Consider the following 12,770-nt stretch of genomic DNA (forward strand, 5'->3'; position numbering starts at 1 on the left):
TGATTTAAGCTTTAGGACCAATCATATTTTCTATCTTACGATCCAGCACTTTCATAGGCGTCCAAGCCCCTGTCCCATAGTTTCAAAGAAATGACAAAGAAGACAAGGGAAATTAGAATCAAACCACCAATGTTAAAGAGTCCATTCTTTTCCTGCAAGAAATAGCTAGCTGGATAGTAGGCCGTAAAGGCGAAAGGCACGATGAAACTAATCAACCAACGGATAAGCGAATGGTAAATCGAAATCGGATACTTGGCAAAATCATTGAACATATAGAAAATGTAGATCATAGCTCCTGATTGCTTGGTCCAAAAAGCAATACTCGCTGTCGCAATTTTCAAAGAAGTATAAATCAAGGTCGCAAAAGGAATACATACTAGGAAAAGTAGAAATTTGGGAAGAGTCCAGGCAATGCTAGTGACCGTTGTCGCCAGAAGGATTCCACCAACTAAAAGTTCGCCCAAAGCATCAATCTGAAAGGTCTCGACTAGGATGTGAAAGAGAGGATTGATAGGACGAGTCAGGTATTTGTCAAACTCTCCCTTTCGCACCAAGCGTTGCCCCAGTGCCCAGAGATTGTCAAAAAAGAGATGGTCCAATCCCTTGGGAATTAAGGAAAAGCCGTAGATAAAGGCAATTTCTTGAAAGGTCCAGCCCTCTAAGGAAGGAATGTGTTGAAAGAGTACGTTTAGAAACAAGAGGTTCAAGCCTTGGGTCAGGAAGACACCTAAAACACCAACCACAAAATCAACCTTATATTCCATGATTTGCTTGATGTATTGTCTGATAAAAATCAGATGCATACGCTGATATTTTTTCATACTAACCTCCTTGAATGGTGATAAATGACTGGACTCTTTTCCAAATCAACTGAGACAAGCCCGCCATCACTAAAAGCCAAAACAACTGCAGGAAAAGAGCCTGAAGAATCTGACTAGCATTGTATTTCCCAACGATAATCATAACCGGAGTGTAAATCAAGGATGAAAAAGGCAAAAAGGAAAGAATATTTGAAACAATCTTAGGAAAGAAAGCCAAGGGAATCAAACTCCCCGACATAAAGGCAATCAGAGAATTCTTGAGCAGATTAGAACCCCATAGGTTTTTAAACACAAAAGCTGAAAATCCAAAGCAGATATTAAAGAAAAAGTTAATCAGGTAGGCTAGCGTTAAGCTAAAGAGATAAATGACAGTTAATCCCAGCACTTCTAAAATGCCTTGTCCAGAGAGGATTTTCATCAAAACAATAACACTTAAAAATGGCAGTCCTACACTGACAAAAATCAACCACTTGGAACCAAGCTCAGTGAAGAGATATGAGGCCGCAAAATGCACCGGTCTCAACAAGCGCATGATAATGGATCCGTCCTTGACCTCCTCTCCAATCATAAAGGAAGAATCCGACTTGGTCAAAAGATTGGTCACAAAACTCATGATGATGTAGAGGGTGATATCTGCCATGCTGAAGCCCTGAATCAAGGACTCTTGCGAGGAATCAAAGACTGCTTTCCAGAGATAGAAAGCAACAAAAGCCCCCATGACATCGCCAATCCGATAGAGAATAAAGTTGACTCGATAGGTAATCAACTCCTGAATCCCTGCATTGATAAAGGGTCTATAACGTCTCCACAATTTGACCATCTTAGAGCTCCTTTCGGTAGAAGCGACGGATAATATCCTCAATATCCGTATCCACCATCTTCAAATCACGAATCTCAAAATCAGACAGGGTTTGCTTGATAATATCAGCTGACTGGTAGCGGGAACTATCGAATTCAATATTGAGGCTATTTCCTTTTCTATCAATAGTCGTATCAGGCAATCCTGCATAGTGAGAGACAAGATGACTTTGCCCTGGTACCAGTTCAAAGGAAAGAGTCTTCATCTTGCCAAAGGTTTCCTTGAGCTGGCTCACCGTTCCATCAAAAATCTCCTGCCCCTTGTCAATCATAAAAATCCGATCACAAAGTTGCTCAATATCACTCAAGTCATGAGTGGTCAAGAGAATGGTTGTTTCTTCCTCCTGATTGATCTGGGTGATGGCCCGGCGAATGTTATCCTTGACCGAAACATCCAAACCAATGGTCGGCTCATCTAAAAAGAGAACTTTAGGATTGTGGAGCAAGGAAGCCGCAATGTCCGCACGCATCCGTTGCCCAAGTGAAAGAGTTCGCACGGGGTCCTTGATAAATTCCTTCAAATCCAAGACTTCATTTAAAAAATCCATGCGTTTATGAAAGAGCGAGTCTGGCACATCGTAAATCTCTTTCAAGACCGTGTAGGTCTCTTGCAGTGCCAAATCCCACCATAGCTGGGTTCGTTGTCCGAAGACTACTCCAATATCCTTGACATAGTCTTGGCGATTATCCTGCGGAATTTTGCCGTTGATTCGACACAAACCAGATGTCGGTTTCAAAATCCCTGTCAGCATTTTAATGGTTGTTGATTTACCTGCACCATTGGCCCCGATAAAGCCTAAAATCTGCCCTTTTGGAACCTCAAAGGTTAAATTCTTGACCGCTTCAAAGGTCTGCTTTTCGGGATGAATAAAGGAGCGCAAAGCCCCCTTCAATCCTGGTTCCTTGACTGTCTTCACAAAATTTTTCTGAAGATGTTCTACTTCTATCATTGCCATACGTTTCTCAATATCCTATCATTCAATTCATGTTACAGACCATTTCCCCACCTAACTCAGGAAAAACAGAATCTTATCTCCTCACTATACTACCACTTTTACTTTCAAACTAACATAGGAAATTCAAAAATAATTATCATATTTTATCACACACTAAAAAACCTACCCTTACGGGCAGGTTTCTGTTTTGTAGTCTTCAGCTAGATTAAGCTTTAACTTCTCATTTCAATTCTTTAGCCAAGATACTCATGTTTTCTTCTAGATTCTCTAGGTAGTTTTTATCATTTTGGGGATCGGCTTCTAAAGGATTGAGAGTTTTCAGTCTGACTCCCGTTGACTTGACGAGCGTTTCTGCCACTTTCGACGATGCATTGCTTTCGGTAAAAATCGTTTTAACTTTATAGGTTTTCACAAATTCTTGAATTTCAGTAAGCTGCCTTGCATTTGGCTCTTGTTCAGGAGAAATCCCTGCAATACCTAGCTGCTGCAAACCAAACCGCTTTGCTAAATACGAGAACGCAGTATGTTGAGTGACGAAAGTCTTTTGCTTAGCCTTTTCAAAGATTGGTTGGTATTTTTTGGTCAATTCTTGAGCTTTAGAAATGAATTTCTTAGCATTTTTTTGATATATTTCCTTGTGTTCTTTATCGAGTTCAGATAGCTTATCCGCAATAATCTGCGCTTCTTCACCAGCTTTTTCAGGATCTAGCCATGTATGAGGATCATAAAGAGTTTTTTCATCGATTCCTTCGCCAGCTTCCACGTCTTCCAAACCCGGTACACGCTCCAAGGTCATTCCTTCGGATGCTTCCAGCACTTTCACCTTAGATTTTTGCAAATTTGGATCTAGGCTCCCCGCCCATGACTCTAAGGTATGTGAATGATAGACAAAAACATCCGCATCATAGATAGCAGCTACATCATTAGCCGATGGTTCAAATGAATGGATCCCTGTACTAGATTGAATCATGCGAACATCATTCAAATCACCAGATACTTCTTTAACCATGGCATAAACCGGATAAAAACTGGTCACAATCTTCAAACCTTTAGCTTGTTGTTCTTCTTTCTGAGTACACGCTCCCAGCATCAAAGCTAGTATACTCAGCATTATTAATACTGCAGTTCTTTTCTTCATATTAACTCCAAAATTGTTGGTTCATCTTTTATTTATCAATAAAACATTCATATCTAAAAACAGATAAAAATCAAGGTGTTGTTTCTGTATTAGTAGCAGGTGTTGAAACAGCTGATTTCAACAAGGTTAACAGTTTTTCTACTTCTGCCATGATGTTATTATTATCCATAGTCCCTAAATTAAGATTATTTCGCAATCCTGTTAAGGTCTCAGTTGCATTGGATTTCAAACTTGGATCCGTCGTCTTTTCAAGTAAGTCTTCCGCCTCTTGCAACTTAGCTTCTACTTTAGCAGTTTCAACTTGAGGTACTTCTGGCTCAGTTGGTGTTTCCTCTTCAACTTCTTCTTGAGGTTTCTCTGGGCTAACAGTATCCTCCTTGTCATCTTTTTTACCTAAAACATGATCACTTGCATTCCCCCATCCATCGCTAGACTGTGGTCGCTCATCTGGATGTTCAACATAATACTTGATAGTTGCAAATAAATCCTCTAATGTATAGCCATTAGGAGCTCGGTAAGTCTTATCATCGAACCAAGCAAATTTGATGTTGTGGTAGTGATCCTTATGAGGGATAATCAGGTTTCCATTTTTTACTGCTACAGTATGCTCAACATTGTAAGGCAGACGAACGAGCGGTATCCGTTTCTCTCCTTGAACACGTTCGTAGATAGCAGCCGCACTTTCTCCACTTGGATTGGCTTTGGAATCATCTGTTGGTGCAGGTGGAAACAGACCTTTTTCTTTAGTATACGCCTGAGCAGCTGCTTTTTCTTTAGCCGAAAGACTATCTTTTCCTATCCAGTGACTGTGTCCCATATGAGGGGTTACATAAGCATCTCCTTCGTCGCTGATAATATCGCGCGCATCAAAGATATATCCATCAGATGTCGTATATTTGTCAGCCAGCTGGGCTACTCGAACTTCGGTTTCAGTATACTCAATCTGTGAATTTGCTTTGCCTAGACGTTCTGGATGATTGATAGGCGCAAGAAATGCTAATAAGTCATCAATTAATTGCACCTTATCACTTGTCTCATCATTTAAACGCTTGACTAAATCATCCAAGACTTGGAAATCTGACAAACGTCCCTTATTTTCTAGTAATTGCTGATGAGCCTGAGCCAGAAGACCATATACTTTATCGTAAAACTCTTGATTTTTCGGTTCAACTGATTCTTTCTTAGCTTGCAGGACATGAGGTATGCTTTTCTGCTTCGCCAATTTATTTTCAATCGCTGTAATAATCTCTTTAGGCAAGTCTTTAGCTAAAAGATAGCGGGACACTCCTTTATCCTCTAGCACATAACCGTCAGCTATTTTCCTAACGACCTGCTGGATTAAATCCTTATCCAATGAATCCGCATGTTCCAAATTTAACTTTGGAGGAAGAATCGGTTTTAAAGCTGGTTGAGATGGAGTTGGTATAGGTCTATAAGGTGTCAATCCTAACATAGGTTTATTAGGCTGACTTATAAGAGGAATTGTCCGAGCAAGCTTTTCTTCCAATGCCGACATTTGTGTATAAGGAATAAAGTGATAATGATTACCATGCGGCACTGCTACTCCATTTTGTGTTCGACTAGTAATTTGTGCTGGATCAAAGATCAAGCCATCTGATTCAACATGACGCTGACTAAGTGGAAGATTATAAAGTTGCTGAAGGAGACCCTTAACATCTTCTCCTTGACTCGGTTGATAGTTATTTGAAATTTGAGTAAAAGTAGGTTGTGTCTGTATCCAGCCACCGTTTCCATTATTATACGAACGGCTGACTACAGTACTAGCTACTTTTCCTCTACCTGATAGGTAAGCTTGAGCTGCAGCTAGCTCACTAGGCGACAAATCACTCTTTGGGATATAGTGAAAATGATCACCATGAGGTACAATATACGCATCTCCCGTATCCTCAATAATGTCTGAAGCATTAAAAACATAGCCATCATCTGTTGTATAACGGCCTTGAGCTCTAGCTGCTGCTACTTCATTGCTTATTTTCGTAACATTATGACCATGTTCCTGCTTTTGACGATTAATCTCTTCCTTACTGCGAATATTATCCGCACGAGCTATATCTTTCAGATAAACATAATATTGGCCATTAACCTTGATAACATATCCACCCTTGACTTCATTGACAATATCCTCAGCCCTAAGTTGATAGTTGGGATCTTTCATCAAAAGATCTTCGCTGAAAATAGCATCATATGGAACTTTCCCATTATAATAATGATAGTGATCACCATGAGAAGTGACATAACCCTGATCAGTAATCTTGATAACAATCTGCTCCGCGTTAATCCCTTCTTTTTTGCTTACTTCGTCAGGCGTTAACTCCTCAGACTTTTGAACAGCTTGCTTACCATCAATATAGCTAACACGATTGGATTTTTTAATCGAACTGTTTGCCTGATAATAACCTAGTTGATGAGCAAAAAGACCCACAGTAGCAATGACAACAATTCCTGTTAAGTATTTCTTATTTTTTTCCATTGGATCTCACTTTCTTTTTTGATTATACAGAATTCGCTAAAACTTATCACAATTTACAATTAACTCATAATATACCCCCAAAGAAATCATCTAAATATTTTTTTCTATAAAATATAGCAGAAACTCAATTTTTAACAACTTATTAAACTTGTTAACTAGTTAATTAACTGGTTAATATTTTACTCCTCATCATCTAGTCTGTCAAGATTTTTTTATTAGATTGTAAGAAAAATATTATTTGTTCTTTATTTGTCCAATTGTCATAATACAAAAAAAGCTTATCCTTTCGGATAAACTTTTTTAAAAATATATCAAGCTTCTTATGCTTTACCTTCTGAACCGAATACATCGATACGTTCTTCAACTGATGCTTGGATGGCTTTTACACCGTCAGCCAAGAATTTACGTGGGTCGAAGAGTTTCTTCTTGTCGTATTCTGCTTCGTTTGCTTCGTAATCACGAGCGAATGCACGAGTTGCGTTAGCGAATGCGATTTGGCATTCAGTGTTAACGTTAACTTTCGCAACACCAAGTTTGATAGCTGCTTGGATTTGGTCATCAGGAATACCTGAACCACCGTGCAATACGATTGGGAAGCCTGGAAGAGCTTCTGTCAATTTCTTCAAGTGGTCAAGGTCAAGACCTTCCCAGTTTGCTGGGTATGGACCGTGGATGTTACCGATACCAGCTGCCAAGAAGTCGATTCCAGTTTCAACCATTGCTTTAGCGTCTTCGATTGGAGCCAATTCACCTTTACCGATGATACCGTCTTCTTCACCACCGATAGTACCAACTTCAGCTTCTACTGAGATACCTTTAGCGTGTGCTTTTTCAACGACTTCCTTAGCCAATTTAAGGTTTTCTTCTACTGGAAGGTGTGAACCATCAAACATGATAGAAGTGTAACCAACTTCGATACACTCAAGTGCATCTTCGTAGTGACCATGGTCCAAGTGAATCGCAACTGGTACAGTGATGCCCATTGATTCTACAAGGTTAGCGATCAAGTTGCGAGCAACTTTGTAGCCACCCATGTATTTAGCAGCACCCATTGAAGTTTGGATAAGCACTGGTGCTTTCTTAGCTTCTGCCGCACGCAGGATAGCTTGAGTCCACTCAAGGTTGTTTGTGTTGAATCCACCAACTGCGTAACCATTGTCACGAGCTGCTTGGACAAATTTTTCTGCTGAAACGATTGCCATTCTTATCAGGCCTCCTCTTATTTTTTGTGGTTAAACCACTTACATTGTTTATTTTATCACTTTTTCACTAAAATTGCTAGTTTTTCCTGAAATTTTAAGGAATTACAGGGAGAGACTCAGCCTTTTTAAGCGTCTCTAGTGCAAAAAGAAAAAGCTGGCCAAAGCCAGCTTACTTGATGCGGAGAGAGGGACTTGAACCCTCACGACCTAAAGCGGTCACAGGATCCTTAGTCCTGCGCGTCTGCCAATTCCGCCATCCCCGCGATTGAGTACCTTACTAGTATAACAGGACAGCTAAGGCTTGTCAAGAAAATTTTTGACTTTATTTCAAAAAATCAACTTTCTACTCAATCAGCAAAATTGGGAAAACTAAACGAAAATGAAGCTAAGGCAGGAACACAGAAAACTCAGTGCTGCTGAGTCGCAACAAAGACAGCCACCGTTTGGTCGGGATCATATTTTTCAAAGTCAATAGTGTAGTCCCGATGAAGCTCACCTTTTTCTTCTGCCTGCCAAACCCTCTGCCAAGCATGAAGAACCGCTTGAGGATCCTCCTTATCCGCTTCAAACACTTGATAGGTCTGCTCAGAGGTATCAAAATCATAGACTTCCCCATCTGTCAAACGGCAGATAGAGAGACTGTAGTCTCCTTTGTAATCACTGGCATAGTCATGATAGACAGCATAGACCGGTTCCCCTTGGACAAAAGCTTCTTTCACAGCTCCCTCTTGTTCCTGCCAGAGAGCTTGGATTTTTTCTATACAATGCTCATCTTGAAAATTATTAGTACGAATACTAGCTAAAATGTTTAGAAACATCTTCTTACCTCCTTTTGCTTTTCATTATACCATTTCCGCTAAGAAATGTCGCACCTTCCAGAAAAGCAGTTGGCTTTCTTTTGCTCTGAATCTAACCAAAGACATATAGCTGGCTTCAAAAAAACTCCCTGAAAACAGGAAGCTGCTAGTCACTGAAAATCAAAAGGGAAAGTCTCCTCCAGTTAATTTTCCTCAATACTAATGACATGTGTTTCGAATTCTAGTTCGGGCATGGACTCTGCTAAATCGTGTCGGATTCGTTCCAAGGCTTCCAGACGCATTTCGACAGAGGTATTGGCATTCCCCTGAATGATGAAAATAGCATCCTTGGTCTCCTCATCAAACTTATAATACTCGCTGTCACGAACATCCAGCCAAGCCAAAATGCCTTTGGCATCCCGGTAGACATAGTCCGTCTCGGCAACATGCTTCTCCTTGGACAAAATAGGCAGAAAAACATCTTCCTTTTGGCTTACGGTGAATTCTATCTGACCTTCAATCTTATCAAAATCATGCCCACCAATAGCCAGTAGAGAATGCAGGGCTTCGACATTATAAATATCAATAATGCTATTAATATGAGGGAGCGAGCCTCGGTGCTGGATATTGCGAATCAGAGCAGGAACCGTCGGAGGATTTTTCTTGACACTGCGACCTACGCGCTGCAGTATCTCTATATAACCTTGAACCACTGGCGACTCAAGCACCTCATCCAAGTCGCAGGCTAAAGCCCAGTCTTCCATTTCCTTTTTCTTTTTTAGAAATGAGGAAGACAGTTCTGCATGAGGATTGACATTCTTGGCAATCCCGATAACGACACTTTTTATGCCTAGTTCACCCAGACTCTTATCAATGACAAATTTCATAGCAGCATACCTCCATCTTTTCTTTATTAAATTTTATTAGTATTCTACACCTTCCGAACTTATATTTCAAGGAATATTAAAAGAAACAAGGGATTTCGTCCCTTGCTTCTTTTGGTTGATTTATTCTTCCTCTTCGGTCTCCGTATCTTCGTCAGAGTAGTCGTCATCTTCTTCGTTGAGTTCGACTTCTTCACCTAGATCATCTGGAGCGATTTCGTTGATTTCAGCATCGTAAGCTTCCACTTCGTTCTTCTCATCGTCTGGATTTTCCTCATCGTATGAGAGAGCTGGATCTGCTTCGTAGCCGTCCTCATCTTCTGGATCGTCATCGCTGTAGTCAATGGCATCCTCGTCGCCATCCATAAAGGCATTGACGCGTTTCTTCTTGCGTTTCTTAGGTGCGTCATCCTCATCAGTCTCTTCTAAGGCGATGATTTCTTCATCCACTTCGTCGATAGCATACCATGAACGCAAGCCCCATTTATTATCTCCCAGCGGAATAAAGCTGCCGTCTACATTGAGTTCTGTGTAGAACAATGGCAGAGCATCACGAATCTCACTGTTTGATTTTTCCAGATAGTTTTGAATTTCATTGACCAGATCATTAAAATACATCTCATGATCGCGGCCGCGGGCTTCCAAAATGGCACGCGCCACTTCAATCATAGAAAGCTCACTTTTTTCCTGTCCAGCAAATACTTCTAATTCCAAGGCTTTTCTCCTTTTTTGTCTTTCCTTACTATTTTACGCTAATTTCCAAAAATAGTCAAAGGGTTACCATTTATATTTTAAGTTAAAATTTTTCAAATTCCCAAAAAAACAAATCTAAGCAAATCAACTACAGCATGGGCTGTTATGGCGCTGTAGAGCCCCTGTTTCCGAAACAAAAAAGCAAAAGGCAAGCCGAAAACAAGACTAAGAATAACGACGCTTCCTATATTAAACTTTTCTAAACTAAAGTGAATCAGAGTATGAGGCAAGGTCAGAATACCATAAACTAACAAAGTCTCCATTTTTGAAAAAGTATCTTTTTTAGTCAGGTAAATGATAATAGCAAAGAAAAATAGTCTAAAAGCTACTTCTTCAAATACACCTGCGCGGAGAGCATCTAGGACAGCCTGAATAGGAAAAGAGCTTGGTAGACTGATAGGCTTGTGGGCCAAAGCGAGATTTAAAAAGCCTAGCACAAAGCCCACAAGAAGTCCCAGAATCAAAGCAAGAGCTGTTTGTTTCGGACTATCAAGTTTTAAAAGAGTGCTGAATTTTTCCTTTTTCTTCAATAAAAGACTGCTAGCCAGATAAGTCAGGAAAGTCAAAGCAGCAAAAATAGGATTCGAAAAGATCGCTAAAAATCCCAGAATAATAGCTGTTATCCAGTCACTTTTTGAAAGTTTGCGGTAGTTCTTAGCAATTACGGTCAGGGCAATACCAGCTAATAAAAGGAGCCAAAAAAGCGCTGCATTATGAAATAAAAGATTGACTATTAGCCAATAGAAAATAAAAAAGATAAGAATCAAGCCTAGCTTCAGATAAGATTTTTTACTGCTTTTCATGCTCGACCTCCTTCACGAGTTCTATGGACTAGCGACAGAGCAGGTTTTCCTTTTAACTATACTATTATTATAGCAGAATCGCCTCTTGTTTTCTAAAAAAAGGAGGCAAGAATGGTATCTTGCCTCTTTCATCCTTATTTCACTTTCGCAGTGCTTGTAATCACTTCAACAGCTTTCTTGATAGCGATGTCGTGTTTCAGCATGTCTTCTGACAGCAATTGACGAACACGTTCTACTTCCATGTTGTAGTCTGTAGCCAATGAAGTTACTTCTGCTTCGATTTCTTCTGCGCTAGCTTCAAAACCTTCTGCCTTAGCAACAGCTTCTACGACAAGGTTTGTCTTAGTACGTGACTCAGCATCTGCTTCGTATTGCTTGTGCAGGTCTTCCTGACTAGTACCAGTGATTTGGAAGTACATGTCAGGTGAGATTCCTTGGCGTTGCATATTGCCCAAGAATTCATTAACTGCACGGTGCACTTCTTCGTGGACCATTTCTGCTGGCAAGTCAACGATTTCCGCGTTTGCTACTGCTTGATCAATAGCTGCTGCTTCTACCGCATCGTTATAAGCTGTTTCCTTAGCTTCTGACAATTCTTTGCGGTACTTTTCTTTCAGCTCATCAAGAGTTTCTACTTCTTCGTCGATATCTTTTGCAAGTTCATCGTCCAATGCTGGAACTTCTTTTTCTTTAACTTCGTGAATAGTTGTCACAAACTTAGCTTCCTTGCCTGCCAAGTCTTCTGCTTGATAGTCTTCTGGGAAAGTTACGACAACATCCACTGTTTCACCTGCACTGTGGCCAACCAACTGCTCTTCAAATCCTGGGATGAATTGACCGCTGCCCAGTCCAAGTGAGAAGTTGTCACCCTTGCCGCCGTCAAATTCAACGCCGTCAACAGAACCAACAAAGTCAATCACAACTGTATCACCATCTGCTGCTGGACCTTCTTTGAGAACCAACTCAGCCAAGTTGTTGCGCTCACGCTCAATGCGCTCATCTACTTCAGCGTCAGTCACTTCTTTGCTAGCTTCAACAGTTACTTCCAAGTCTTTGTATGCACCTAGCTTAACTTCTGGCTTAGTGACTACTTCAGCTTTGATGACCCAGTCTTGACCTTTTTCCATAGACTCTACATCAAACTGAGGCTGAGCAACTACTTCGATACCTGCTTCTTTGACAGCAGCTTCATATGCTTCTGGAAGAAGAGCGTTCAAAGCATCTTGGTAGAGGGCTTCTTCACCAAAACGTTGGTTGAAGATAGCACGTGGAAGGCGACCTTTACGGAAACCTGGTACAGCAATATCTTTTTTTACTGAGTTAAATACACGGTCCAAGGCAGGCTTGATTTTCTCTTGACTGATGCTAAAAGTCAAAAGACCGCGATTTGTTTCTTTGTTTTCAAATGATACAGACATTCTGTCATTTCTCCTTAAAATTTATTGAATACAACCCATTATAGCATAATTAGAGTTTTTTTCAAAATTATTTTTCCTTTTATCCCTTCCTGATTTTATCCTCTGTATAGGCCGCTCTGGCGCCGCCAATTAGCTTGGGACGGCTGGCTAAAGCCGTGACATGGGCAGCTCCCAACTCCTTGAGAGTCGGTCGAATAGGAATCTGCACATGCTTGACATGCATTCCGATGGCAGTATCGCCAATGTCCAGCCCCGCCTGAGCAACGATAAACTCCACCTCGACAGGATCCTTCATGTATTGGAAAGCTGCTAGCTGACCGCTACCCCCTGCATGAAGAGTAGGCAAAACATTGACAATTTCCAAATCCTTCTTGTTCGCCAAGGCTCTTTCTACTACGAGGGCGCGGTTGAGATGCTCACATCCCTGAACTGCTAGAAAGATACCCTTCTCTTCTAAGACATCCAGTATGGTTTTGACAATGACCTGTCCGACTTCCAGACTGGAATTCTGACCGATATGGCCTCCAACAACCTCACTAGAGGATAGACCCAGAACAAAAATATCTCCCTCGACCAAGGCAGCCTTGTCTAAAACATCTAGAACAATCTGACGAGTTTCTGCTCCAATCTTAGCTAAGTCCATATCTCA

General features: G+C 40.8%; 12 protein-coding genes and 1 tRNA gene. All 13 read right to left on the reverse strand.

What is annotated here, in order from left to right; translation table 11 throughout:
• Nucleotides 1-35: 35 nt before the first annotated feature.
• Entirely contained in the window at nucleotides 36-821 is a 786-nt protein-coding gene (locus SSV_RS09250; protein ID WP_072074561.1) for an ABC transporter permease, read from the reverse strand.
• A gap of 1 nt (nucleotide 822) precedes the next feature.
• The gene (locus SSV_RS09255) at nucleotides 823-1,641 is read right to left on the reverse strand and encodes an ABC transporter permease (RefSeq protein WP_072074562.1); all 819 of its coding nucleotides are present in this window, start codon (nucleotides 1,639-1,641) and stop codon (nucleotides 823-825) included.
• A gap of 1 nt (nucleotide 1,642) precedes the next feature.
• Nucleotides 1,643-2,635: an ABC transporter ATP-binding protein gene (locus SSV_RS09260; RefSeq protein WP_072074563.1), complete on the reverse strand. Its 993-nt coding sequence runs from the start codon at nucleotides 2,633-2,635 to the stop codon at nucleotides 1,643-1,645.
• A 220-nt stretch (nucleotides 2,636-2,855) separates the two neighbouring features.
• Complete coding sequence (locus tag SSV_RS09265; RefSeq protein WP_072074564.1) at nucleotides 2,856-3,773, reverse strand: metal ABC transporter solute-binding protein, Zn/Mn family; 918 nt, start codon at nucleotides 3,771-3,773, stop codon at nucleotides 2,856-2,858.
• 70 nt (nucleotides 3,774-3,843) lie between these two features.
• The gene (locus SSV_RS09270) at nucleotides 3,844-6,264 is read right to left on the reverse strand and encodes a pneumococcal-type histidine triad protein (RefSeq protein WP_072074565.1); all 2,421 of its coding nucleotides are present in this window, start codon (nucleotides 6,262-6,264) and stop codon (nucleotides 3,844-3,846) included.
• 320 nt (nucleotides 6,265-6,584) lie between these two features.
• On the reverse strand, nucleotides 6,585-7,466 hold the full coding sequence (locus SSV_RS09275) for a class II fructose-bisphosphate aldolase (RefSeq protein ID WP_002902377.1): 882 nt from the start codon (nucleotides 7,464-7,466) through the stop codon (nucleotides 6,585-6,587).
• Between the two features lie 177 nt (nucleotides 7,467-7,643).
• A tRNA-Leu gene (locus SSV_RS09280) sits at nucleotides 7,644-7,729 on the reverse strand.
• Nucleotides 7,730-7,873: 144 nt separating this feature from the next.
• The gene (locus SSV_RS09285) at nucleotides 7,874-8,284 is read right to left on the reverse strand and encodes a GyrI-like domain-containing protein (protein WP_072074566.1); all 411 of its coding nucleotides are present in this window, start codon (nucleotides 8,282-8,284) and stop codon (nucleotides 7,874-7,876) included.
• Between the two features lie 182 nt (nucleotides 8,285-8,466).
• Nucleotides 8,467-9,150, reverse strand: coding sequence for a B3/B4 domain-containing protein (locus SSV_RS09290; RefSeq protein WP_072074567.1), 684 nt, complete (start codon nucleotides 9,148-9,150; stop codon nucleotides 8,467-8,469).
• A gap of 120 nt (nucleotides 9,151-9,270) precedes the next feature.
• Entirely contained in the window at nucleotides 9,271-9,861 is a 591-nt protein-coding gene (rpoE, locus tag SSV_RS09295) for a DNA-directed RNA polymerase subunit delta (protein ID WP_002898937.1), read from the reverse strand.
• 92 nt (nucleotides 9,862-9,953) lie between these two features.
• Nucleotides 9,954-10,703, reverse strand: a complete 750-nt coding sequence (locus tag SSV_RS09300) for a CPBP family glutamic-type intramembrane protease (protein WP_072074568.1) — start codon at nucleotides 10,701-10,703, stop codon at nucleotides 9,954-9,956.
• 134 nt (nucleotides 10,704-10,837) lie between these two features.
• Complete coding sequence (tig, locus tag SSV_RS09305; RefSeq protein WP_002911735.1) at nucleotides 10,838-12,121, reverse strand: trigger factor; 1,284 nt, start codon at nucleotides 12,119-12,121, stop codon at nucleotides 10,838-10,840.
• Nucleotides 12,122-12,200: 79 nt separating this feature from the next.
• On the reverse strand, nucleotides 12,201-12,764 hold the full coding sequence (locus SSV_RS09310) for a TIGR01440 family protein (RefSeq protein ID WP_072074569.1): 564 nt from the start codon (nucleotides 12,762-12,764) through the stop codon (nucleotides 12,201-12,203).
• Between the last annotated feature and the right edge of the window lie 6 nt (nucleotides 12,765-12,770).

Origin of the sequence: Streptococcus sanguinis (genome assembly GCF_001078705.1) — a bacterium.
GTDB classification, from domain to species: Bacteria; Bacillota; Bacilli; order Lactobacillales; family Streptococcaceae; genus Streptococcus; species Streptococcus sanguinis_D.

Bases quoted from the DNA above. Each gene is read 5' to 3' on its own strand.
- SSV_RS09290 (WP_072074567.1), bottom strand. From the start codon at position 9,150: ATGAAATTTGTCATTGATAAGAGTCTGGGTGAACTAGGCATAAAAAGT.
- tig (WP_002911735.1), bottom strand. From the start codon at position 12,121: ATGTCTGTATCATTTGAAAACAAAGAAACAAATCGCGGTCTTTTGACT.
- SSV_RS09265 (WP_072074564.1), bottom strand. From the start codon at position 3,773: ATGAAGAAAAGAACTGCAGTATTAATAATGCTGAGTATACTAGCTTTG.
- SSV_RS09275 (WP_002902377.1), bottom strand. From the start codon at position 7,466: ATGGCAATCGTTTCAGCAGAAAAATTTGTCCAAGCAGCTCGTGACAAT.
- SSV_RS09285 (WP_072074566.1), bottom strand. From the start codon at position 8,284: ATGTTTCTAAACATTTTAGCTAGTATTCGTACTAATAATTTTCAAGAT.
- SSV_RS09310 (WP_072074569.1), bottom strand. From the start codon at position 12,764: ATGGACTTAGCTAAGATTGGAGCAGAAACTCGTCAGATTGTTCTAGAT.
- SSV_RS09250 (WP_072074561.1), bottom strand. From the start codon at position 821: ATGAAAAAATATCAGCGTATGCATCTGATTTTTATCAGACAATACATC.
- SSV_RS09260 (WP_072074563.1), bottom strand. From the start codon at position 2,635: ATGGCAATGATAGAAGTAGAACATCTTCAGAAAAATTTTGTGAAGACA.
- SSV_RS09300 (WP_072074568.1), bottom strand. From the start codon at position 10,703: ATGAAAAGCAGTAAAAAATCTTATCTGAAGCTAGGCTTGATTCTTATC.
- SSV_RS09255 (WP_072074562.1), bottom strand. From the start codon at position 1,641: ATGGTCAAATTGTGGAGACGTTATAGACCCTTTATCAATGCAGGGATT.
- SSV_RS09270 (WP_072074565.1), bottom strand. From the start codon at position 6,264: ATGGAAAAAAATAAGAAATACTTAACAGGAATTGTTGTCATTGCTACT.